Annotated in this window: 20 protein-coding genes and 5 pseudogenes; 19 read left to right on the forward strand and 6 right to left on the reverse strand. The window is 36.9% G+C overall.

Going from position 1 to position 24,165, the window contains the following annotated elements; genetic code table 11:
* The 5 genes from CUU66_RS24565 to CUU66_RS10110 all read left to right on the forward strand — a co-directional run.
* Positions 1-218: hypothetical protein (locus CUU66_RS24565; RefSeq protein WP_101641692.1), on the forward strand; the 218-nt coding region annotated here is incomplete at its 5' end.
* Positions 219-412: 194 nt separating this feature from the next.
* Positions 413-1,060, forward strand: coding sequence for a 2OG-Fe(II) oxygenase (locus CUU66_RS10095; RefSeq protein ID WP_374702986.1), 648 nt, complete (start codon positions 413-415; stop codon positions 1,058-1,060).
* A 134-nt stretch (positions 1,061-1,194) separates the two neighbouring features.
* Entirely contained in the window at positions 1,195-1,506 is a 312-nt protein-coding gene (locus CUU66_RS10100) for a hypothetical protein (protein ID WP_101641695.1), read from the forward strand.
* A 307-nt stretch (positions 1,507-1,813) separates the two neighbouring features.
* Positions 1,814-2,233 (forward strand): hypothetical protein, encoded by a 420-nt coding sequence (locus tag CUU66_RS10105; RefSeq protein ID WP_101641697.1) that lies wholly within the window; start codon positions 1,814-1,816, stop codon positions 2,231-2,233.
* Between the two features lie 1,876 nt (positions 2,234-4,109).
* A complete protein-coding gene (locus tag CUU66_RS10110) occupies positions 4,110-4,889 on the forward strand; it encodes a PAS domain S-box protein (RefSeq protein WP_101641699.1) in 780 nt (259 codons plus the stop codon).
* Between the two features lie 377 nt (positions 4,890-5,266).
* On the opposite strand, the pseudogene CUU66_RS10115 reads toward CUU66_RS10110, so the two are convergent.
* Positions 5,267-6,401, reverse strand: a pseudogene (locus CUU66_RS10115) (zinc-dependent alcohol dehydrogenase).
* A gap of 888 nt (positions 6,402-7,289) precedes the next feature.
* Here CUU66_RS10115 and CUU66_RS10125 point away from each other — a divergent pair.
* The 7 genes and pseudogenes from CUU66_RS10125 to CUU66_RS10160 form a co-directional block, all read left to right on the forward strand.
* A complete protein-coding gene (locus CUU66_RS10125; protein WP_101641702.1) occupies positions 7,290-7,997 on the forward strand; it encodes a CPBP family intramembrane glutamic endopeptidase in 708 nt (235 codons plus the stop codon).
* Positions 7,998-8,625: 628 nt separating this feature from the next.
* Positions 8,626-9,183, forward strand: a complete 558-nt coding sequence (locus tag CUU66_RS10130; protein WP_101641704.1) for a chloramphenicol phosphotransferase CPT family protein — start codon at positions 8,626-8,628, stop codon at positions 9,181-9,183.
* 594 nt (positions 9,184-9,777) lie between these two features.
* Positions 9,778-9,912 (forward strand): YpzI family protein, encoded by a 135-nt coding sequence (locus CUU66_RS10140; protein WP_101641894.1) that lies wholly within the window; start codon positions 9,778-9,780, stop codon positions 9,910-9,912.
* A 306-nt stretch (positions 9,913-10,218) separates the two neighbouring features.
* On the forward strand, positions 10,219-10,323 hold the full coding sequence (locus CUU66_RS10145) for a YjcZ family sporulation protein (RefSeq protein ID WP_101645265.1): 105 nt from the start codon (positions 10,219-10,221) through the stop codon (positions 10,321-10,323).
* 40 nt (positions 10,324-10,363) lie between these two features.
* Positions 10,364-10,498 (forward strand): sporulation protein YjcZ, encoded by a 135-nt coding sequence (gene yjcZ / locus CUU66_RS10150; RefSeq protein ID WP_101641710.1) that lies wholly within the window; start codon positions 10,364-10,366, stop codon positions 10,496-10,498.
* Positions 10,499-10,861: 363 nt separating this feature from the next.
* Positions 10,862-10,957, forward strand: a complete 96-nt coding sequence (locus tag CUU66_RS10155) for a YjcZ family sporulation protein (RefSeq protein ID WP_101641712.1) — start codon at positions 10,862-10,864, stop codon at positions 10,955-10,957.
* A gap of 283 nt (positions 10,958-11,240) precedes the next feature.
* A pseudogene (locus CUU66_RS10160) lies at positions 11,241-11,427 on the forward strand (HAD hydrolase family protein); the annotation flags it as partial.
* A gap of 285 nt (positions 11,428-11,712) precedes the next feature.
* Here CUU66_RS10160 and CUU66_RS25385 read toward each other — a convergent pair.
* Positions 11,713-11,958 carry a transposase gene (locus CUU66_RS25385; protein WP_180955248.1) on the reverse strand — a complete coding sequence of 82 codons (246 nt, stop codon included), beginning with the start codon at positions 11,956-11,958 and terminating at the stop codon, positions 11,713-11,715.
* On the opposite strand from CUU66_RS25385, the pseudogene CUU66_RS10170 reads away from it, so the two are divergent.
* A pseudogene (locus tag CUU66_RS10170) lies at positions 11,950-12,504 on the forward strand (6-phospho-beta-glucosidase); the annotation flags it as partial. The gene CUU66_RS25385 and the pseudogene CUU66_RS10170 overlap by 9 nt on opposite strands.
* Positions 12,505-12,905: 401 nt before the next feature.
* Complete coding sequence (locus tag CUU66_RS10175; protein ID WP_101641714.1) at positions 12,906-13,115, forward strand: hypothetical protein; 210 nt, start codon at positions 12,906-12,908, stop codon at positions 13,113-13,115.
* A gap of 286 nt (positions 13,116-13,401) precedes the next feature.
* Here the strand turns inward: CUU66_RS10175 and CUU66_RS10180 are convergent, their stop codons facing one another.
* Positions 13,402-13,740 (reverse strand): cyclic-phosphate processing receiver domain-containing protein, encoded by a 339-nt coding sequence (locus tag CUU66_RS10180; protein WP_101641716.1) that lies wholly within the window; start codon positions 13,738-13,740, stop codon positions 13,402-13,404.
* A 565-nt stretch (positions 13,741-14,305) separates the two neighbouring features.
* Positions 14,306-15,520: pseudogene (locus CUU66_RS25210) on the reverse strand (IS110 family transposase).
* A gap of 432 nt (positions 15,521-15,952) precedes the next feature.
* On the opposite strand from CUU66_RS25210, the gene CUU66_RS10190 reads away from it, so the two are divergent.
* On the forward strand, positions 15,953-16,150 hold the full coding sequence (locus tag CUU66_RS10190) for a hypothetical protein (protein ID WP_101641718.1): 198 nt from the start codon (positions 15,953-15,955) through the stop codon (positions 16,148-16,150).
* 508 nt (positions 16,151-16,658) lie between these two features.
* Here CUU66_RS10190 and CUU66_RS25390 read toward each other — a convergent pair.
* On the reverse strand, positions 16,659-16,835 hold the full coding sequence (locus CUU66_RS25390) for a site-specific integrase (RefSeq protein WP_101641720.1): 177 nt from the start codon (positions 16,833-16,835) through the stop codon (positions 16,659-16,661).
* 361 nt (positions 16,836-17,196) lie between these two features.
* On the opposite strand from CUU66_RS25390, the gene CUU66_RS10200 reads away from it, so the two are divergent.
* Entirely contained in the window at positions 17,197-18,030 is an 834-nt protein-coding gene (locus tag CUU66_RS10200) for an STAS domain-containing protein (protein WP_101641722.1), read from the forward strand.
* Positions 18,031-18,599: 569 nt separating this feature from the next.
* Positions 18,600-18,949, forward strand: a pseudogene (locus CUU66_RS10205) (short-chain dehydrogenase).
* Positions 18,950-19,105: 156 nt separating this feature from the next.
* Here the strand turns inward: CUU66_RS10205 and CUU66_RS10210 are convergent.
* Positions 19,106-19,489: a VOC family protein gene (locus CUU66_RS10210; RefSeq protein WP_101641724.1), complete on the reverse strand. Its 384-nt coding sequence runs from the start codon at positions 19,487-19,489 to the stop codon at positions 19,106-19,108.
* 275 nt (positions 19,490-19,764) lie between these two features.
* On the opposite strand from CUU66_RS10210, the gene CUU66_RS10215 reads away from it, so the two are divergent.
* Together CUU66_RS10215 and CUU66_RS10235 are read left to right on the forward strand one after the other, a co-directional pair.
* The gene (locus CUU66_RS10215) at positions 19,765-20,142 is read left to right on the forward strand and encodes a RidA family protein (RefSeq protein WP_101641726.1); all 378 of its coding nucleotides are present in this window, start codon (positions 19,765-19,767) and stop codon (positions 20,140-20,142) included.
* 2,999 nt (positions 20,143-23,141) lie between these two features.
* On the forward strand, positions 23,142-24,101 hold the full coding sequence (locus tag CUU66_RS10235) for a LacI family DNA-binding transcriptional regulator (protein WP_101641733.1): 960 nt from the start codon (positions 23,142-23,144) through the stop codon (positions 24,099-24,101).
* Positions 24,102-24,165 lie beyond the last annotated feature (64 nt).

Below are 24,165 nucleotides of genomic sequence, written 5' to 3' on the forward strand. Positions count from 1 at the left end.
GAAAAGCACCGTCCTCCGCTTTTCGATCAGGTGAGACCCCACAGGCGAAGCCGAGGAGGCTCACCGCCCGCCCCGCGGAAAGCGAGCATCCTGGAGAGGAAAACCACCTCTTGTTCAATAGCAACAAAATTTGCGAAAACAGCCTTTTAAAAAAGAGCGCCTGGTTGCTTGTCTTATATAAGTTTGGATTGATTAGGAGGCTACTGATTCAGATATAGTAACACTGTCCTAAGTTTTCAAGTCTTCGGACGGAATGTCGCCACAGCTGCCGAATTGTCGGCTTTTTTCTTACTGAACTAACTAGGTAGAGAATAAAGGAGTATTAAATATTTTAACGAATACTTACTTATATAAATGCTTATAATAAAACTCTTTTTCTATAAAACAGTGAAAATCAAAGGAGCTGATAAGGTTGACACCGGAAACTAAAATTAAGGAACAAACTATTTTTCATCACATTGGAAATAAAATCAAAACAGAAGATAGAGAGATTAATATAATTACTAAGTTAGAAGAACCGCTAATAGTAATTTTAGGAAACGTTTTGAGCGACGAAGAATGCGATGAGCTAATTATGCTGTCCAAAGACAAAATGCAGCGTTCAAAAATTGGAACAACACGCGATGTCAATCAGATTAGAACAAGCAGTGGTATGTTTTTTCAAGAAAATGAAAACAACACTATTATGAAAATCGAAAAAAGAATATCGTCTATTATGAATATACCCGTTGAACATGGTGACGGTATTCAAATACTTAAATATACTCCTGGTCAAGAGTATAAAGCTCATTTTGATTTTTTTTCACCAATAAGTGGAGCAAGTATCAATAATAGAATTAGCACACTCGTAATCTACTTAAATGATGTGGAGCAAGGCGGAGAAACTTTTTTTCCTAAACTAAACTTTTCAGTATTCCCTCAAAAGGGTATGGCGGTATATTTTGAATACTTCTATACCGATACAGAATTAAACGAGCAAACATTACATGGTGGAGCACCAGTTATTACCGGGGAAAAATGGGTTGCAACACAGTGGATGAGGAGACAACGAGTAAGATAAACATAAAAGTTCTTTTACATTTAGCTCTGTTAATGATTGCTTAGATAACTAACGGGAGCCAGCAGGAGAATGCGTGTCGCTGTAACAGCTTGTTTTTCAGGAGACAAATAACATAATTATTGAGGTAATGAGTAGTGGGGATCCATTTTAAAATTGTTGGCAATAAAAAACGAGCAGTTGAATTTGAGGATAGAATCGACGGTTATTTACGGGGAATACATGGTGAGACAGAATTCTCCTATCTCCTACAATTGGATCCTTATGAATACAAATTGCTTACTGAGCCAGAAATCCAAAACTTATTAAAAGTTTGTGATTTCCTCATTCAAACATACAGCAAAGATGATTGGTATCATAATAGGGTTAGAAAGTTTGGCTATGGACTAAGGGATCTTTGCTTAATAGCATTGGCAAACAAAGACCATATGGAGGCTTTAGGCGACTAAGATTACTTACAAGTTTCCTTACAAGTAACGTTGCTTGTTCACTAAAGGGTGCGTTCGTATTATAGGGGGAGCCAGTTTTTACTGGCTGCTCTTTTTTCATACGATTAATCAATATTTATGGATGTTAGTCGATTTATAATGGGCTGTTTACACAGCTTTTTTTGTTTTTGATATCGAAGGTTAGTTGAAAAGGCAGGAATTAAGAGTTTTAAAGTGAATGGTGACAGGGAAATTAACAAATAAAGGATTAAAGTTGTCATCCTAGATACACCGAAATGATGGGAAATGAACAGAAAGGAAAGTAGCTATGACTGATTTGACTATGAAAGATGTGATGGCTTCCTATTCTGAAGATGCCCTAGATTTAGCAAGCCAGATGGGGATTTCTCTTGATTACTCGGAGCATAGCATAAAGATCCTAGATGAAATTTTAGAAGAATATCATCGAGGCTTACCAAGGGGAATAAAAGAACTCTTTGTTAGAAGCCCTACTGAAGAGGATATTATCCAAATGAGTAAAATTTGGGGAGGCTATTTAGGAGAAGTGATTAGACTCAATATAGGCGGGGAATGGGGGATAAGCGAGAATTTTATGGAGTCAATCTGTTTAACAATAAATGACACAGAAATTTATCCACCAGCAAAAGTAAATAAAAGAATCATTAATGGAAAAGAGGACGGAATATTTATTTACTACCAGGTTATAAAGGAAGGTAACTATGTATAGGTTATTATAGATTGGGAGGTTTTGTAACTAAACCAGCTAATAGTTTGTCAACATTTTTTCATTTAAGTAGATTTTTATAGAGGGGGTTGACGATGATTCATACATAACCTCTTTCCTCAACATCATGGACAACGGGGGTATGGTATGCCTTGTAGATTCCGGTACGAGTGGAGGTTCTGCCCCTGTTATGTTTTCTATTTTCTTTAGGAAGTAATGAAGGGACTGAAGTCCTTCCATCGTATGTGTACTTTAAAACTATTTTTATATGGGCTCTTCTTTTCTAAGAAAGCCTGAACCTGACTTTCTCCTTTCACTACATCCAGGCCAACCACTGGATTATCTCCTCCAATTATTAATTTACCGGTACCCCTAGTATCATAGGTTCGCTTGTTATACGAGATCCAGGTCCCAACCAGCCAAATTATGTTTAAACAAGTAGGGGGCCAACTGTTTAGCGGGCGGGATCAAGTCCCACGGGTGCGGACGTTCTACCCCGGCTAGTGCTATATTAAAACCATATAAAAAAGGGTCAAACAGAAATATCTGGCTGACCTTATCATACGAACGGTGCGTTATTTTAACTATGATTAGTCCGCCAGACAAGTGTCTAAGGAATGTGGCACTAGATCATCTGTAATGAGAAGAACACAGAGCAAGATGTTCTGTGTTCTTTTTACACGGTTTTGAAATTGGACCGGTAATAATATGTTATTCCGTTTGAGTCAAAAGTTTCAAAAGCGTAAGCCTATATATAATTGTCTCTAATAAAATGGTGCGTTAGTGTATAAGGCTTTTGCTGCTTCGGCAGCTTTTTTCTGCTGCTCAACTAGAGTGACAGGTTAATTTAAGAGGAAGAATGTAATACCCACTATAAATTCAAGACGGGCAATGATAATCTGATAAAAAGGAATTTATGAGGAGCCACCAAGGGTGAAAACATTAAAACAAGCCTTTATTTTTTCAATATTAATACATATTTTATTTTTGATTGGGCTTTGATTCTTACTATAAATATTTGCTTTTTAAACTTTACAAAGACACGGGTATGAACAGTTTATGGATAAGTTATGAGGGGTTTTTTTCGGATAAAATAAGGATTGAACTCTTATGTTGGCTGCCAATAACTATAATTCTATTTACGTTATTATTTATTGGTATTAAATCTTTATGGAAATTGGTAAAAAGAAAAGGTTAAACTCCATAAGATGTTCTCTTGTCACTAACAGGTATGTTAGTTCAAGAACATATAGCTGCTTAGGCATCTATTTTGTGTTGTTCTTTAAACTGGACTGGTAAGTGAAATATGGATTTGACGACTTAGGAAACGGTCCTAGGTTTATAATTAGAGGTTTAAATATTAGGGATGCGTATTGAAATTATTTATGAGTTAAAAAATTTGAAAGGAACTTGTTGGGTGATTTGATGTTGGTATTGGTTGGAGTGTATCTCACATTAATAGGTCTGGTAACGCTTGTATCCTTAATGATTTATGCATACAAAGAATTTAAGAAAGAAAAAAACAAAAAATCAAAAGCGTTATTTTAATTGTAGGCATAAGTGAAATTTTAACTCTCAGTAGTCTAAGCGGTTTTGCTTTCATGTTAACGCTTGTGGCTATTTTTGTTGGTCATATACTCATAATAGGATCATTTAGTCATTGACTTATCGGAATGCACTTAAACTATAGGTGTGAGTTGAAGAGTGGGTGATACGGCAGCCTTTTTTGTACCAAACCCTTGTTATAGACTTATCAGGTGTAGCTCTGATGATGGATATGGAGTACAGATAAGGGGCATATAATACAAAAATTATTCACTTATTGTATAATGTTCATAGTTGGAAGCTTGAAGCTTTTGGTGAGGAGTGATGGATTTTCATGGAAAATAGTAAGGATGAAAAATTGTATCGTCATATCGTTGAATCGTCCACGGAGGCAATTATTATTCAACAAGATGGGATGTTTAAGTATATAAACCCTGCAGGAGTAGATTTTTTACGGGCCGCTTCCAGTGAGGAAGTTATAGGTAAATCTGTATTCGATATTATACCTGAGGAGTATAGAGAGCTGACAGTAAGACACTCAGCATCGCTCCTTGATCAAAATAAACCAACTGGAATTATCGAAAAACAATTAAAACGGTTTGATGGGTCACTATGTGATGTAGAAACAAATTGTACTCCTGTTTTGTATGAGGGTAAAAAAGCGATTCAATCTGTTGTCAGAGATATTACAAAGCGTAAAGAAACCGAAAGAACACTTGAAAAAGTATCCAAAGAAATTAACACACTGTCAGCTCCAGTGGTCCCTATATTGGAAGGGGTCGCTGTGTTACCCCTAGTAGGTTCTATTAATTCTGAAAGAGCGAATTATATTTTAGAATATGTGCCTTTAAAAGTACAGGAACAGAATGTCCATACTTTGATTAGCGACTTTTCTGGCATCTATGAACTTGATGAAATGGTAATCCAATGTCTCTTTGAAACTAGTGCCGTACTAGGTTTGCTTGGTGTTCGTTCTATTGTAACGGGAATAAGACCCCAAATTGCCCAAAGTGTTGTACAGCTCGGAGCCGATTTATCCCTAATACAGATATTTGGAACTTTAAAACAGGCAGTACGAGAATTGGTGCTAAACGATAGCTTCGTAAGTGTTTGAATATAGGATATCCACTATATTCCGTGAGATATTGTGATCCTTCTTCACTACAGATTTGTTCTAGTGAGTAAGAGCCGTCATGAGACGGCTTTTTCTTATTCTGCTAACAGGGCAGGTAAAAATGGACAATGCCCTTCCGATTATAGAAGGGCATCTTTTTTTAAATGTTAGGGCTAGTAATTTCAACCAGGTTTGAATATTAAGTATCTTCACTGGATCATCAGGAGGTGACACCATTTTTTCAATTGGATGCTACGCTCTGGCGGTACAACAGTCACTTATGTTGCTGCTGTTTCTGTAACGGCCTTTACCATCTGAAAAGGTTGCAGTAGCCGTTTTTAAGCTGAAGTTGGAGAACCAAATTCCCACTTTCCACCTTATGGCTTCAGAACCACCTTAATGCAGTTATCGGTCCTAGTATCAAAATATTCATAGCCTTTTTCTGCCTGATCCAGCGGCAGAACATGTGTGACCACATCGCCGATATCGACTTTCCCCTGGGAAACTAGATCGTAGATAAATGGCATATATGAATGACAGGAGCTTGACCTGTTCTTAGATTCACCTTCCGCTGGAAGATATCTCCGAGCGGGAATGCATTATAACGTCCTCCATAAACACCTGTAACCTGAATCGTGCCGCCTTTTCTAACCGCCTGGCTTGCAATGACCAATGCACTCATCGTAAGCCCTGAAGCTTCAAGCCTGAACCGAAATATTCCATCGGTGTCATTTTTCCGTCCATTCCTACGGCATCAATGACAACGTCGGCTAAGCCCTTTGTTATTTCCTTTAGGTATTCTCCTGTATTTTCATGCTGTTCGAAGTTTACGATTTCAACCTTGTTCGTCCTTTTGGCGTGCTCCAGGCGATAGTTGATGTAATCCACAGCGATGACTCTTTTTGCCCCCTTGAACCAGGCCCATTTTTGCGCAAGAAGTCCAACCGGGCCGCAGCCAAGGATTACGACAGTGTCATCGGATTTTACACCTGCGTTATCCACTGACCAAAAGGCCGTTGAAGCAGCGTCAGCAAGCAGCACCAATTGTTCATCTGCAACTTCACTATTTTTCGGGATTTTAAAAGGAGTAAAATTAGCATAAGGAACCCGAAGGTATTCCGCCTGACCTCCTGGATATCCACCCGTCAGGTCAGAGTACCCGAAAAACCCTCCCATGTCACCATTATCATTTGAATTTTCGCATTGGCTCTCCAAATGATTTTGACAGTAGAAACATTCTCCGCATGCCACATTAAATGGGATGATTACGCGGTCGCCTTTTTTTAATTTGGTCACATCTGGACCGACTTCTTCGACAATCCCCATTGGCTCATGACCGATAATATAATCCTCCGGAAAATTCGAAATCATTCCATGTATTAAATGAAGATCCGAGCCGCAGATCGCTGAGGTGGAAATTTTCACAATAATATCGTCTTTTTTCTCAATCTTCGGATCCGGGACTTCTTTTACCCTGACATCCTTAATGCCTTTAAAGGTAACAGCTTTCATTTCTTTTCATCCTCCCTATTATTCATCACTATCTATTTGTGCCATCATACCAAGACGAGAGGTATCCCCAGGGAACAGATTCAAGCCGCCTATCATTAAAGCTCCCTTTATAGACTTAAGATCCATCTTGTATTGATCCTGCATGTTGTATGGATGTTTCTGGCAATTAATTGATGTATATTTTGGCAGTATGTTTATTATTTTATGAATCATTACTCAAGGAAAGACTGTATAAAATCTAATATTTATACATATTTGTTAAGTTATCCTTACTGTACTCCCATAAAAATAAAAACTGAAAAAAGGCATACAAAAATAGACCCAGAAAAACCAGTTTTTAAAAAAAGGCTGGGCCTCATAAAAGTTAGATATAAAATTGGTGGTACATGGCTTGAATTCAGACCCTTCCCATTGGAATAAAAATAAATGAAGCTGGAGCAACAACCAGAATTAGGATTAATCTTCCATGAGTGCTACCCATCAAGGGTGCGACAGTCGGTGGTACACCGTGGTCATTGGAGTCAGACTAAGGCACCATAGTTCAAAGACCTTCTTCTCCAGCACTAAACAGTATAGTCTGCACAGCCTATTTTCATTCTCTGTGGTGAATCGCAGATCTGTGCGATTCATGTATGGCTAACGGGTGCGTTAGGCGATTAAGAGGGCTGCTTCGGCAGCTTTTTAATATTATCAAAAAGTATATAAGAATTACCGAGGATCATTGATAATGGTTCTTTTTTATGGGCTTTTAATAGGGTAACAAGGATATAATGCGTAAATAAAAACAAATCATCGAAAAATATCTGTATTTTTAGTCAAACGTATTTTATAATTACTGTGATTTACATAAATAGGTAAAAAATAGGGACTTTCGGAGGGTGTTTTAGGATGTTTTGGTTCACGTGTATTTTTATTGTAGCAGGAATCATTTTTCCCATTATCGATCATTTTTGGGACAAGAAGATTAAGAAAGACTTAGCCAATCATAACAAAATGACAACTTATTCATTAGTAATGCTCTACCAATGGGGAATGGTTGGGATTATTTTTCTTACGTTCAAAATTAAAGAAATTTCATTTAAAGAACTGGGGCTTGTGTCCACATTTTCAAATATATCCAGCTTTCTTTATTTTGCAGCAGGTATACTAACAGCTACAGTAATGTTATTTGTTGTTTATCTAGCAATCCCCTTCGGAAGAAAGAAAATTATTAAGCAATTTGAAGCGATTGAGCTATTAATTCCTGTAGGAATAAAGCAACGGTTGGTGTATGCTTGTGTTGCTGTAACGGCGGGATTTTGTGAGGAAGTGATTTATAGAGGTTTTATGTTTCATTACTTCAAACAGCTTGATTTGGGTCTATCCGCAATGGCAATGGCCATTATCACCAGCATTTTTTTCGGACTGGCTCACGGTTATCAAGGATGGAAGAACGTAATCTTTACTGGTATACTTGGATTCGCTCTGGCTAGACTTTACATAAGCAATGGAAGTCTATGGGTCCCTATTATTCTCCATATCATTATTGATATCAAATTTGCTGTGTTGCCAAACATAAAGAAGATTTTTGAAAACAAAAATAAAGCTGCGGCATAAATAACACATAGAACCAAAAGACGCGAGGACCTTATTTCTCGCGTTTTTCATTGCATATATGATAAACTCATATAATTTTCAACCTCGCTTTCACGCAAAGCTCATCACTCGGAGGTTAGTATCTATTAGTGTTGCTGCAGCTTCAACCTTATTTCACTTCCATTAGCCTTAGTAAGACGTGGCTGTGGCGGTAACGGTATTGGAATATAGTGGTGAGGTAGATAAAAAATCGATACTTTCTAGTGCTTGCTCATTTGGGTCATGGTAGTAGAAGAATGTTAATTTGTTGATTTTGCAATTTCTAATCTACATAAGTATCATCTTCCTAACTGGTGATTTAGTTGAAGAAGACATTTGTAATTAATGGGTTCCAAAAAATCAATAAAAAAGAAAAATGACGTGTCAAAGCTATTGTCAGATTACAAGCCATTTTAGTATCATTTACATGAGATGCACCTCAAAACGGAACAGTTTATTAAGAATCTTACAGGTGTAATTGTTCAGTAAATGCATTCGCTTTTTTCTTATTCAAGTAATGGAGAGTTTACTTTTATAAGCAGGAAAGCTATAAATTGGAATTTAACTTTATAGTTGGTTGTAATATCTGAGGATATTGGAGTGTGTTTTTGTGGAAAAAGGAATGATTATTGTTCTAAATGGTGTATCAAGTTCAGGAAAATCAACTTTAGCAAAGGAAATAACAAAGTTACTTCCTGACTTTTTTGCTTTTAGCGTAGATGATTATGATTTGATCATAGAAAAAATGGAAGATAGAGATAACCAGCGGCTAATACCCGTTGAAACAGAATATTTTTATTATAGAAACGTGGCAATGTTCTCAGATCGAGGAATTAATTTAATTCTTGATCAAATTCTCCATGACCCCATAACTTTACAAACTTTTTATAAAACTCTTAACACTCACCCTATACTTCTTGTTGGGGTTCATTGTCCTGCTGAGGAGCTAAAACGTAGAGAACATTTCAGAGGAGACCGCCAAATTGGGCAGGCAATTTCTCAGCTCAATTTTGTACATCAGCAAGAAATTTACGATGTTGAGATTAATACATACACCCTTTCAATGATGGAATGTGCAAAAGAAATTGTGGATCGATTGCAAACACCATTATTAGGATTTAAAAAGTCGCTTGAGAAATTTGAATCTTCAAGGAGTAAAAACAAATAATAATTGTTAAATTCCTCTTATTTAAAAGTCGATTTTCTTTGTGATTGTAAAATGATTTACTAAACTATGGGTGCGTTAGGTAAATACGTATGGCTGCTTCGGCAGACATTTTAAAGATAAGTAAAACGGTTGATGTCATCCGTAAATATATTTCGATAAGGATATGGACGATTAAATAATAATTATGTCTAAACAAAGATTAATTATAGTTCACATATGGGCATTCCAGAGCAATTTAGCTTTACTAGAATTCCAAAAAATAAGTAAATATGAAATATTGGGACAATCCGTCGATGGAAAAGTAATCAAGGCTATCGAAAACCTTGCTTATACATTTATGAAAGTTAAATCCGCTGCCTACTGAGATTAGTAAAGAAATAGGTGCAAAGCTATAACATTTGCAACAGCAGCCAGCTCGAACTTTTGCTCTCCTGAGTTAGGAGAGCTTTTTTATGCCAGGCACACTCGTATAAGGATGTATTTTAACACTATCCCACCAACTGAAAAGAAAACCCTTTGCTTGGACAAGCAGAATGAACTATGAATAAAAACCTTATCACTAAGGAAATCTATAAGGAAAAGGAGGCATTTGCGATGTCAAAAGACCGACAAGAACAAAAACTAAGAGAGTCTGAACGCGTAGAATCAGATCGGGACCAAAGTATTCACTATCCAGGTGCTACAAGTCTGCAAAGCCCTGAGGAAGCACGGGACCTCAATAAAGGATAAAGAAAACAAGGCTGAATGATGTAATCAGCCTTTTTTTATGGCTCAGTAAAATTAAATAGTTGATTTTTACTGAATGTTTTATTTGGCTATAATCGTTTTATCAAAGTATTTCGAGGAGTAATTTTAGTTATAATCCGTGTTCTTATTGAGCTAACGGGTGCGTTCGTATTTTAGGGGTAACCAGTTTTTACTGGTTGCTCTTTTTTAAACATTCTTTTCCAGAACGGAAGTATTTAGTCATTAGCCCATACAATTTTCTTCGATTTACATAGTTTATAATAACAAAGTTCGAAAGGGGGAATACATGTGAGTGATGCAGGATATGGTTTTGGAGGCGGATTCGCCTTACTTGTTGTTTTGTTTATTTTACTAATTATTATCGGTGCTACTTATTGCGGCTATGGATATTAAATAATGGATTAATCATTCGTTCAAGAAAGGGGGGTTAATTATGGGCTATGGATATGGTTACGGACATGGGTGTGGCTATGGCTATGGATATGGTTCCGGCTGCGGAAAAATCTTCGCTTTAGTTGTAGTATTATTTATCCTTTTAGTTATTATTGGATGCGTATGTTGGAATTGAGTATTGGTTTACAAGGTCCTTCCGGGGACCTTTTTTTCATTTTCGAATAAAGTTAAAGCACAGAATATACTTATAGACATATTCTATTGTAAGCCGTATCATATCGTATCGCATCGCCCATACATGTATGACCTCCTGGAAGAAGTTGGGGCGCAGCCCTTCTTCTTCATACATATGTTTAGGTGTACATTTTTATGAATCATATGATATATAACAACAACTCCGTTTTATCCGCATCTAACACTGTGGATAGACTCCTAATTGCCTCTTTTTGAGAGGCAATCTTTTTTTGTATACGAGCCCTTCCCACCAGCATGGCGTGTACATATTATAAAGGAGAATGTTGGAAAAGGAGTGAATGTTATGGGCTACGAAGGAAGAGGCTACGGTGCTACATTTGCGTTAGTCGTTGTTTTATTTATCCTTTTGGTTATCATTGGAGCTGTTTATGCTTATTAGGCACTAACAGGTTCAGGATTTCGTTTGTTTATGTAATAAAGGAAACCCAGTTGAATGGTATGACATAGATCAATATAATAGGTTGTTTAAGAAGGCTTCCTTTTAAAAAGGAAGCCTTTCTTACTTTTTCTTTTAGAAGTGTAAATAACATGGGAGCATCGACTTAAACCTGCATCCTTTGTTTATTATTAAATATTCTTAAAAACCATATGATCGCTAACTCAACTAAATCCTGATGTGGTATTCTTAGTCTTTAGCGAACTTTTCAAAGTCCTCTAAAACGGTCGACAAGTCAGAGGCAATTGCTTTTGGAGATGGTGAAAATGATATTGATATGTTGGAACTTGTAGGTCTCAGTATAGCAATGGGTAACGGAAGTGAAAAATTAAAAAGTGTTGCGAATTTTGTTCCAAAAAAAATCCAGTGAATATGGTATTCATTATGCATTAAAAAAGTACGAAATTCTTTAAATACATTTAGACCAGTGTGACTTAGACGACTGATAAATTTGAGGAGAATAGTTTTCTTATTAAGCTACCATGAAAATCAAATTCTTCCACTTTAGAAAAATGGCGATACTGACGCAGCTTAGTCAGTTTTTTAAAGAACGAGAGCGTCTTATCAGCCAATTGTTTTTTTAAATACCTAGGATGCTTCCTAAATGGTTACGGTGAATCCCAGGTTCTCAAGTCTCCGGACTGAATGCCTAACAATAGAAGCCTGTCTCTGTTTGTCAAAAGTAATCTTCTCCTAGGTCAACGTACATTTCTTTTCTGTAAGAAGGTAATACGCGATTCGTAACATCGCGTGGGCGACCACAATGGCTGCACGTTTCTTACCTTTTCGACCGGCTGTCCGTCTGTAGAAGGCACCCGGGTAATTTTTCGACCCCTGACTGATTGAGCTGCTTCTGTTAATGCTGAACGAAGATACTTATTGCCTTTTTTGGCTCTCGCAGATTTCCTTTTTCCAGCACTTTCATTGTGGCCTGGTATTACTATAAAACAAGTGAAATGCTAGAGGAGGAACTAAAAGCGGCTGAAAATGAAGGAACCCGAGCAGAGGTAGTTCGTTCACTTGAAAACGATTTATTTGAATTGTATAAAGATCCAGACTTGACGATTAAACCTCCTCAGCTAGAAAAGCGTGGCGGAGCTTACTACAGCGATGCTGCCTGCAGTCTAATTTCATCTATCTACAATGACAAGTGTGATTTTCAGCCTGTAAACACGATAAACAATGGAGCTATTGACAGCATCCCAAGTGACTCCGCAGTAGAAATCAACTGTAAGATTACCAAAGATGGTCCTATCCCAATCCCTATCGGTGATCTTCCAGTATCAGTTAGGGGTGTTGTACAACAAATCAAATCTTTTGAACGTGTTGCTGCAGAAGCGGCAGTCACTGGTGATTATAATAAAGCACTCGTAGCAATGACCATTAATCCCCTGGTTCCCTCAGATGCAATAGCGAAACAAATTTTGGACGAAATGCTGGAAGCACACAAAACATATTTACCTCAATTCTTGCGTTCAGTAAACGTATAATCGAACAAAAGTTCGATCAGTGAGAACGCCGAAACCAGAAATTGGGCGGATCAGCACAATATTTGAACTTCAGATGTAGAAGGTGCCTGTGTCCTAAATGAAAACCTGTTTAGAACTAAAATCGTAATTCATTAAAAGAGAAAAGACATAACAATAACCGTTTCTTTAAGGGAAACGGCTTGGTTCAGTTCAAGTTTGTGAACTAATGTACTTAATCTAAGGGTGCGTTAGTTCAAGAAAAAAGGGCTACTGTGGCAGCCTTTTTTGTGGCTCAAAATGTAAATTCAATACAGGATTTCATTTCCTATAATTTCTAAAAGTATTTTTGGAATAAAGCTAAAATTCATACATTATACGGGTATAATTACTATTAGACACCAAGAAAAGGTGAGTGAACCATCGTGCGAACCTTACGGCAGATTAACGCAGTTTATGAACATATTATTCAGTCTAATTTAAATGAACGAATTAAGGAAATGAAATTAGCCTCGCTAATGAGGGAAATGGAGAGGGATTACCATATTCCTTTGGTTATATATGAAGATTGGAAGAAAGAAAATGAGCAAGTTATGGCTTTATATAGAAAGATAGCAAAAAGACGAGGTCTTTAACAGTTTTTTGTTAGTGGTTTTAACTTCAATACCTTCTTGTTCACCTCAAGGGTGCGTTAGTTCAAGAAACTGGTAGCTTTAGCAATTTGGGGTCTTAATAAGGAACAATCTGCTTGAATAGAAGAAAAATAATAATTAAAAAAGGAACGCTCTTGGAAGGCGTTCCTTTTACTTGGTTAATATGAATCTGTCATGTAAGGTACTAGAAGAGAAGATGGGTTGAAAGTACTAATATTTTGAAGATGGAACGGAATGTTAAATTCTTCATATAAGTTTGGGAGACCTTTTACGGCGAAAAATTGAGAGGCAATGGTCTTAAGGATACGGGAATATCAAGAGGCATTATAGAATCGCGTTGAGCTTGTTTCAAACAGTTGTACATAGCTTTACCGCCAACTGAATTAGCTGAGTGAATAGTTATACGTTTAGCGAATAGTCTTTCTTTAACCATCTTTTCTACTAACATAAAACCATTCCTGGTTTTATTTAACAAATCGTGATCTAAAGAGAGATGTTCAATATCAAAAGTTCGTAATAGGTCTATACACTCGTCAATAGTCTCGACTAACACATAACCGCCTGGTGCTTTCCGATAGTCATCCAGGAAAACGCTAATTTTGTCCATTTCTTAATCTCCTTCCCTTATACAAGGGGTGACTAAGAAAAGTCGCATAATCCCTATATAAAATAATTTTATGTCTCAAGTCTAACACAATAATGTATAGATAAATCATGTTCGACTAAACGTCTAATAAGTCGACAAACATTTAACAAATAATTAAGGTAAAGAGCTTGCTCCTATGCTAAATAATGCGAAGTAACTCAGTTCGGTGTGAAATATGTATGTTTATAGGTAAGTGGGAATCAAGTTTAAGGAGAATCGAGCTTTAGGGATTATAACGGATTAGGTCTGATTTGGTATTTATCGAAATTTGTTAAGGGGGAAGAGTAAGGCAGTTGGTTTGAGAAATTCATTATATGTCCTCTTCTGTATGTGATCAATGTTCCTACACCTTATTACCTATTCAGAAAAAAATTATTGTAATGAGGTAAAGGTGCAATTTCGTTCTTAAACTACCATGAAAATTAAATTCTGCAGTTATAGAAAAATGGTCATACTTGAATAGACGCAGCTCAGTCAGTTTTTTAAAAATGGAGAGCGTCTTATCAGTCATTTGTTTTTTTTAGGATTAGGATGCTTCCGAAATGGTGACGGTGTATCCCAGGTTCTCAAGTCTCCGAACAGAATGCCTAACAATGGAGGCTTGTCTCTGCTTGTCAAAGTAATCTTCTCCTAGGTCAACGTACATTTCTTTTCGCGTAAGCAGGTAATATGCGATTCGTAACATCGCATGTGCTACCACAATAGCTGCACGCTTCTTACCTTTTCGGCCGGCTGTCCGTCTGTAAAGTGCACCCAGGTAATTTTTCGAACCCATGACTGATTGAGCTGCTTCTGTTAAAGCTGAACGTAGATACTTATTACCTTTTTTAGCTCTAGCGGACTTTTTTTTACCAGCACTTTCATTGTGGCCCGGAACAAGGGCAGCCCAGGAACATAAGTGTGCTGCACTAGGGAACTGCGTTCCTACATCAGGTCCAATTCAGCTAGTATCTGTTCGGCCATCCTTTTAGCTATTCCAGGAATAGAATCAAGCCGTTCGATATCTTCCTGATAGAAACTCACCCTTTTTTCAATCTCACTATCCAGCGTTTCAATTTGGTCAGTAAGGAAATCAATATGCGTTAAAATGGTTTTTAACATCAGCCGTTGGTGAGGGTTACATATCCTTTGAGTGCCAGCACCAGTTCGTCTTTCTTCCGTTTCATTGTCCGTCGAGCTAAGTTTGATAGTTTTACAGGATCGTCCTCGCCATCTGCGATGGCACGAAGCATGTCCTCGCAGAAACACCCATGATATCGGAAACCACTGACCCGAGTTTAATATTCGCCCATTCAAGTACCTTTTGGATCCGGTTGTGCTGCCGAGCACGTTCCTCGATAATGCTTCGGCGATAACGAACAAGTTCCCTTAGTTCCCGCTGAGTTCGGTTGGGGATGAAGCTGGCTTTTAACAATCCATGCCTCAACAGCTGGGCTATCCATTCTGCATCCTTTACATCGGTCTTTTGACCCGGCAGGGACTTCATGTGCTGGGCATTGACGACAAGGAATTCTATCTCCTCAGCTTCCAATAGGTTAACCACAGGCTTCCAGTAAACGCTGGTGCTTTCCATCGCAACGTGGCTGCATCCATGTTCCTTAATCCAATCGATTAACTCTAGAAGAAAAACCGTTTTAGTGGAAAACGTTCGAACCTCCTTTCCTTTAGATGTCATGATGCAGGCTGTAATATTGTCTTTATGGACATCCAACCCGCAAGCTCTTTCAATGATTACATCCACTGAACTCTTCCTTTCGAGGCTAGTTAGAATGGAGGCTGGTGCAGCAACCAGAATTAGGATTAATCTACCATGAGTGCTTCCCGTAAGGGGAGCGACAGTCGGTGGTGCACCGTGGTCGTTGGGGTCAGACTAAAGGATGGGCTCTATGGCACCATAGTTGATCGACATTTCTCATCCAGCCTAGGAACAGTATGGACAGTGCGGTGACATTTTCATTCTCTGTGGTGAATCGTCGTTTTTTGCGATTCATGGATGGCTAAAGGGCACGTTAGTTGAACAAAGATGGCTGCTGCGGCACTCTTTTTGTTATTCAGCTTACGGACAGGTTAGTTGAAATATGAGCTTAGAAAACTAGAGATAAAAAGTTTATTTAGAAGATAGAAACATATAAGGGAAAATATTTGAGCCGAGTAAAAACAAAGGAGGGTTGTAATGAATGGTGACCCCATAGAATTTGTATTAACTTGGGTGGCTTACATTAGCCTTGCATTTCTTGTTTGTAGAGTGCTGTGGGAACTATTCGCTTTTATTTGGATAGTCATCTTGCAAAAAAAAGATTATGACCGCTTTCTTTTTTGGATAAAGCCAAAGTTAGAAAGAAAACTCAGGAAAAAGAAAAAAAGAAAATAGCTCAAAGGATAGTACAAACCTATATTGTATATACCAGAAAGATATCCCTTAAATTAAGTATTTTCTTAAATAATTTAACTGGAAAAGTAAAATCCTTATTCAAGTAACGGGTGCGTGTGCGGCCGAGCCTAAGTCGTATCATATAGTGGGTGGGATTCCCGTCGAGTAAGAACTAGCCATTCGCTCGTAGCGAGTCTTGGAGGGCTGAAGGTAACTTTAGCTTTTAAGCGTAGACAGTTAGGTAGCAGGCCGAAAGCCAGCTGGTTGAAGGGATAGAGCTCCATAATGTTTGTAAATCGAGAGGGCTGATGCCTTACATACAGCAGAAAGCTATATCTTTATCCTTCATTAAAGGCAAGAAGATAGAACCTCTCTGGAGTTAGAGACCTTGGCACGTTATACATTGATATGATACGGCAACGTATCCGCTGCCCCAATTTAGGTTCTTTTATTTGGGCTGGGTTGTTATTTAGATAGCCTTCTTCATATGCCCACCTAAGTCAGGATTTTATAAAACGGATACGGTAGCAAGGCTTGCCGGCTTCAAATGATCCCTAGTATTTATAAGATATTGTTTTAAATCTTCTGTGGTAAGTGTTTGTATATCAATGTCCTTGAAATATCTTATCAGCGTGTTCAATTGAACTTTGTAAGCTTTTATCGTATGGGGTGAATAACCCTCAATACATTAATCTACTTCATAATTTTCCCACACTTTGGTTAATAACATATCTTCTCCTCCTAATTATCTATCTAAAAGGGATTATCTCCAGTTAAATAACCACTTAGTACATTTCAGCCTCAATATGATCGTAAGGGAGCGGTAGTTTAACTAAGAAGAACTGCAACACCTTTTTTTTAGAATAAGAAAATTCTGGAGCTAAGAGAAGAATAATAAGGAAGTGAAATCTACACGCATCATGCTTATATATCTGCCTGCTAAGTCGTTAACCGCAGTTGTTTTTTTCTGTTATTTATAGTGATAGACAAGTGTGCTTGCAACCAATATACTTAAAGAAAAAATAGATACTTAGGAGTATTGCTCTATGGGTTTTGAAAAAGTAAATACAATTGAAGAATTCGCACATTTTTTAAGTAAGAATGCTGAATCAATAAGCAGGGAAATTGTTAATTATAGTGTGAGTAAGATAGAAATAACATTACCACAAGAAATAATAGATAAAACAATTAATACTAATGCTGAGTTTCTAAAATTTTTAGGGAGTACGCTTAAGTTTTCGAATGAAGAGGTTGAACCTATATTCATTGAATGGCTCATCAAACAGGAAACACCGGAAGATGCTCAATATATTGAGGAATTATCGAGTCTTATAAAACCCTATGCGGAAACTAGACAGCTATTAATAAAAATTTTGTCTCAATTATGCATGGACCATGAATTAACTACTGAGGAAGTTATCACTGTAACCAGTAGATTAAGTTATTTTCTGGATTTAAGTATTACCGAAACGATTCTTAAACGAGAGAGAATAACAAAAGAAACCAAAGAAAAGCAGAACCAAAAGATTACAGAACTATCTTCACCCATAATCCCTATACAAAATGGTATGGCGGTTCTCCCGATAATTGGAGATATTGATGTAGAAAAAAGTGAATTTATTATGAATAGAGTCATACCCAGAGTCACTGAGTTGAAAATTGAATGTGTTATTATTGACTTCTCAACCATTGCCTCTATCGATACCGAAATTGCGGCCCGAATCTTTACAATATATGATGTTCTTAGGTTGCTAGGGATCAATGCGGTGTTTACAGGGATTAGAACGGATTTAGTATCAAGAATTATCAACTCAGGAATCAATTTTTCGAGTATTAAAACTTACGCCACACTTCAACAAGCTTTACAAGATATTAAGTAATTGTTGTCTCTATAATGGGTAAATAAGTTAAAAAATAGTCGAAGCAGTGCGGACCATTATTATAGGTGACCCGCTTTACTCAAACAGCAAATAGAACATCAAAGGATCGCTGCGGCGGTTCTTTTCTTTTTGTGACCTTGAAGTTCAATTGTAAATTCAAATATATGGTAAAATGGCGCAAGCAATATTAGGCTAACTCTATAGGCTGTGATTTGTTTTCAAGTTTTAATAAATTGGGAATAAATCTTGGTAAGCTAACGGGTGCTCATGTGAAATATGGGATGGCTGCGGCGATCCCGTTCTATTATTGTGCAAAGGGTACAGTTTAGTTCAATAAGTTATTGATAAAATAGAAAAAAGAAATTGTGTGAGGCAGATATATTTTGAATAAAGATACTTTTTTCGGATTTTTTACTATGTATATGGTTATACATTTAACCAAAGGCTTAAATATTATGGATAGTTGTAAACGGGTTCTTAGTTTAGTAGCCCAGACAGCATTGAAGCCCTTTTTGCTGATTTACGAACAGAGGTTCAAAGAATTCGTGAGCTGGAACAAGAATAGGAGAATAATAATGCCTGTTCATGAATTTGGAATCATCGAAGATATTAAAACGTGAAATATGAGATTGGTTATGAACCATTAAGATACAAATGTATATCGGTTGATGATGATATTATTAATAGCCTAAGTGAGCATTTATCTATTATGAAAACATACTTTCATTCGCTTAAACACTCAGAGTTTGGTTTAGCTTATTGGGGAATTACAATTATTCCACCTGAGTCATTATCATTATTCTATAAAGCTGTTACATCTTCAACATTTTGTGAAGAATCCGCGGCACTTAATGAATGGGCTAAAAAAATTAATGAGGCAAACGAAGACAACAAACACATGATACATTATGGGGTTTAATTCTCTAGTACATAGGAAGCATAATAATATTAGCCCTTATTTGTTCTTCTTTAACTAAAGGGTTCGTTAGTAAAAATAAGGATAGTTGTGCTGGCAGCTTTTGACTCTTTTTTGTGCAATAAAAGTGCCATGGTTATATAACCATGGCACGGCACTTTAACAATTACAAATCATTAAAACATTACCATCTAGGTCTTTAAAGTTAAAATAGGCAAAATCACCAATTCGTTCTATTTCCCTAACAATTGTAATTCCTTTATTCCTAACAAATTCATATGCTTCATCAATATCCTTGACGAAGAAATTAAATAAAACATGTCCTGACGGGCTTAATGTAAATGCTGGATCAAAAGTATGATCGTCCAAAGTAAGTCCAGTCTCATAATTAATGGGAATGTTATATACAGGTGATGCAACGTCATCCTTATTGAATGGGAGTCCAAGTAAGTCACTGTACCATTCTGCTGATTGTTCAAGGTTACTAACATGGATGAAAACATTGTTTACCTTACAGGCGATAGGAGAAGAAATAGAATTCATAGACATTCCACCTTTATATTGTTATTCAATGTTACAAATTCGATGAAGAAGGTGAAATTCCTTTAGATGTTTTGGGGGAAATTTAATTTAGCAGTAATAAGCTCTACATATGGCCTTACTTTACTAACGGGTGTGTTATCCAGCAGGATTAACACACTTTTTATTGAATTCCTTATTAGACAAACGGGTGGTCTGCTTTAGTTTATATATTCCATTTAGCTTACAATTTGGTCATAAATCAATTTTTTTCCTAGTATCTAAAGGAGGACTTTTTTATGTCAAGAAAGGCTTTTAGTGCATCTGGTGCTGTTGCTGTGGGTCCATACTCACATGCAATTGAAGCAGGAGATTTAATATTTCTATCTGGACAAACCCCAGTAGACTCACTGACTGGAAAGCTTGTCGAAGGTGATATTGTTGAACAGACAATCCAATGTTTTAAGAATCTCTTCAATGTATTAAAAGCAGCAGGCTTAACTCCTGATCGTGTTCAAAAAGTGAATGTATTCTTAACTGATATGAATCATTTCACAGTAATGAATGAAGTTTATTCTAAACAATTTTCTGAGCCATATCCAGCTCGTACAACTATAGGTGTATCATCCCTGCCTCTTGGTGCACAGGTTGAAATCGAGATGATAGCTAGAAGATAAAATTCAAGTAAGCTTTTTCAATGTCATTGACAAAGAAATTAGAATAAGACATGGTCTGTAGGGCTTAATGTAAATCCTGGATCAAGAGTATGGTAAAGATTTGTTAAAGTTTTATGAAATAGTACAAAGCTGTGACTAGGAAACTAGATATTACAAAGATTATAGTTCCACAAAAAAATGGTGTATTCTTAGGACGGAAAATTTTTATATCACCTTGCTCGTAGCCATTATAGATCGAACAGCATTAACCGAAGTATCCGAATTTAAAGGTGGAACGTTTTTGAAAACGTGCAGTACATAAACACTGCTGCCCGTGTTACAAAGGAAAGATGATTTTAATTAATAGAACAATATTTGAAATAAAAGGAGAGTGGAACAGCTTGTTCAGAAAAAGAAGAGAAGGAGAATGATAAGAAAAACGGGGCTCATCCTAATTGGCATACTTTTCTTATGGGTCGGGTTCCATCATTGCAGGAACCTCTACGAAACCCTTAAATATCAAGCCCGGGGGAAACTCGTCCAGGTAAACGGGGAACACATGAATGTCACTCAAAAGGAAGGGGTCCACACACAATTGTATTGCTGCCGGGTTTGGGCACAACCACTCCCGTTTTGGACTTCGAACCCCTTAAGGAATCATCAAAGAATAACAAAGTGGTGGTGGTCGAGCCTTTCGGATACGGATGGAGTGATGTTTCTGGTAAACCCAGAACAGTGGAAAACATCGTCGAAGAAATTAGAGCTGCCTTGAAGAAAGCCAGTATAGAAGGACCCATTGTTTTAATGCTCACTGCTCTCCGGCGTTTATAGTATCGATGCCTTGCTGGATAGCAATATGACATATAAATTTTGCAGCAAATGAGCAGGAAGACGGAATTTATTTTACTAATAAGGGGACAAGCATTAATGCCGCAAATGCAGTACGGTATATGCTTCAAAGGCAGGAAAGGTATTGAATCGGCAAAAGGGCAGTTGGAACAGCTTTCGGCAGTCTAATGTTAGGGACATTAACTTGATATACGATATTTTCCTGGAGGGGTTTGATGAGTGATAAGGTTACTATGGCTACTTTATTAATCGCGTGGTTATATATGTTTTGCTTTTTATGTTACTTCGTTTGTTTAAAGACAGATTCAACCCTAAATGCAGTATGAACTTGAAAACTGCCTTATTAGTTACTTTTGCTCTGAGTGTACCAGTAACGATGGGAATATCCTTCTTAAAAATGAATATTGAATAAAACTTGTTGTACTAAAGGGTGCACTAGTTGAAGAAGGAGGGCTTCTACTGCAGCTTTGTCGAATCAGATATCCCTTTTAAGAAATACTAATCATTAATTAGTATCTAAGGAGCCCCGTTAGTGAAAATAATTAATACACATAGGTTTAATGCTGTAGCATTCACATGGTTATATACAGGGTTAGGTCAATTCTATAATGGTAATTATTTTAAAGGTTTATTTTTATTTTTTATTAATTCTTTAAATAATCATTTTGGACATTTGAATAGTTTATTGTTACACAGCTTTTTAAAAGGGGACTTTATTACTGCAAGAAATTTTTTAGACTATCAATGGATTCTCAATTATCCGTCCTTTTTTGCATTTGCACAGTAGGATGCTTACCGAAATGGATATATACGTGATGAACAGAAGAATCCTTCAAAGGCCCATGCTTTTCCTTTTATTTTGGCTGGTGTGTTCTCAACTGTAGGTATTATCTTTGGAAAATCGTTCTTAGAGCCTTTTTTATTAGGCTTAGCTGGATTCTTATTTGGCCTTTTTGTAGGATACTTACTTATAAGGAAAATGGAGTAGATTTAATTTACAAGGCATGTTATTTGGCTCTTTTCTAAAAGTTTGTTGTTTTTACTAAGTTTGTGAATCTATTCTATTGTTAAACAGGTTGATTGGAATGTAAGGTGCGAGACTCCTGCGGGAGTAGCGGGTATGTCCAGCTCCGGACTGACACCTTCGGTCATAAGCCAATCGCCATTAAAAGGCAAAATCGGCCTTTTACTGCCGCTAGTCTTATGCCGGTCAGGTGTCTGCTTTTCTTTTAGCGTCTTGCCTCTAATAAAAAAGATCATCATTCAGCTTTTGGATGGATCTTTTCTTGAAAAGCACCGTCCTCCGCTTTTCGATCAGGTGAGACCCCACAGGCGAAGCCGAGGAGGCTCAGCGCCCGCCCCTAAGGTCCGCGAGCATCCTGAAGTGGAAATCAACCCCCTTGTACAATAACAACAAAAGTTTGCGAAAACAGCCTTTTATTTTATTCAATATTTCCGGATGTTTTTTCTTTTTTTCACCCCACTATTAGACCCCACATTCTAGACATATCCAGTATTTCCTCGACTTTGGACAGCTAAATGTTACCTAATTCATTTCCACATATCCAGACAATACCCCTATGTTAAGAGCCATAGGGAGATTGGAATTAGTAGAAATAGAAATGCTAGTTTCCAGCTAAAGCCTGTGTTTTTTTCTTATCTAGTATTTTTCCGTTATTAAGAATTAAGAATAAATCGGTGGATTTAAAACAAACATTCAGAATAGGATCTCAAATGGTCCCTTTTTTTTATGTTTAACGGCAATTATTCAAAATATAATGCCTGAATTTTTGTTTGACATGGAACGCGTTTCATCATTTACAGTCATTTTAAATCATAGAAACGAGGGGAGATTCTTATGCTTGAATTAATTTTACTATGCTTTGTTATCTATATGGCCTCTTACTTTTGTTTAAAAACTTCTGGACAATCAATGGAAGTGAGAACTATCCAGTTCTTTGATGATTATTTCATCCAATCTAAAGATTAAATCAATAAAAACCATTCCGTATTCTAATGGCATAATAGAATACTTTATTAGTTAGGCTTACCGCGGAATAATAAATAGCATAAAAGAGTTGATATTGTAGAGGTACAAAGATTATGTTTGTATGCTCTATTAATTCTAGATAAGATGTTAGTGATGTTCACGACTTTGAAAAGGTGAGTATATGACAAATATTAAAGATCTGGCGAAGATGGCTGGAGTTTCTGTCACAACGGTTTCTCGTGTATTAAATAACCATCCGTATGTCAGCGAACAAAAAAAGAGGGCAGTATTAGAGGCTGTTACGATCAGTAATTATCAGAAAAACATCAATGCTGTTCATTTAAGCACGGGAAAAACGCAATTAATAGGGGTGGTTCTTCCTTTTTCAGATCATCCTTATTTCGCTCAGTTATTAAAGGGAATAGCAAAGCAGGCTTTGGAACATAACTATAAGCTGATCCTATTTCAAACTGACTATATGGAGACCAGAGAAATGGAAGCACTGCAAATGCTGAAATTAAAACAAATCGATTCATTAATTATTTGTTCGAGAGCTTGTGACTGGTCTGCCATTGAAGAGCATTTGCCATTTGGACCTATTGTAATATGTGAAAATACAATGGGAAAAAAGGCTTCATCTACTTTTGTGAACCACTACAAAATCTTTTTTGATGCACTGGAATATTTGTATCAAAAGGGTCATAGAAAAATTGGTTACTGCATTGGCAGGAAATCGGGGACTAACAGCCGACAGCGTGAGCTTGCATATAGAGATTTTCATGTGAAGTACAGCTTGCCATACAATCCTGACTATATTATGGATGGGTGTCTGTACTTTGAGGATGGTGCAAAAGTGGTCAATCAAAGAAGAAAATTGACTATACCGCCATCAGCAATGTTGGTTACAAGTGATCAAGTCGCAGCCGGCATGGTAGTCAGTTGTCAAAAACAGTCTATATCTATACCGAATGAACTTGCCATTATCGGATTTGATAATGAACCAATAGCAAAAATGATGAATATTACAACCATAGAAATTCCTCTTGAGGAAATGGGAAAGAACCTGTTCATACAAGCTGTAAACCGTGATTTCTCAATGGAGGAACGATCAGCTCAGTTAATTGAAAGAGGAACTGTTTGAAGCTGTAGTACCAAAGTAGATGAAATTAGGAAAATAGCTGTTCTGTTATTCACCGAAAGACTAA

The organism is Peribacillus deserti (genome assembly GCF_002863585.1).
GTDB classification, from domain to species: Bacteria; Bacillota; Bacilli; order Bacillales; family DSM-1321; genus Paraperibacillus; species Paraperibacillus deserti_A.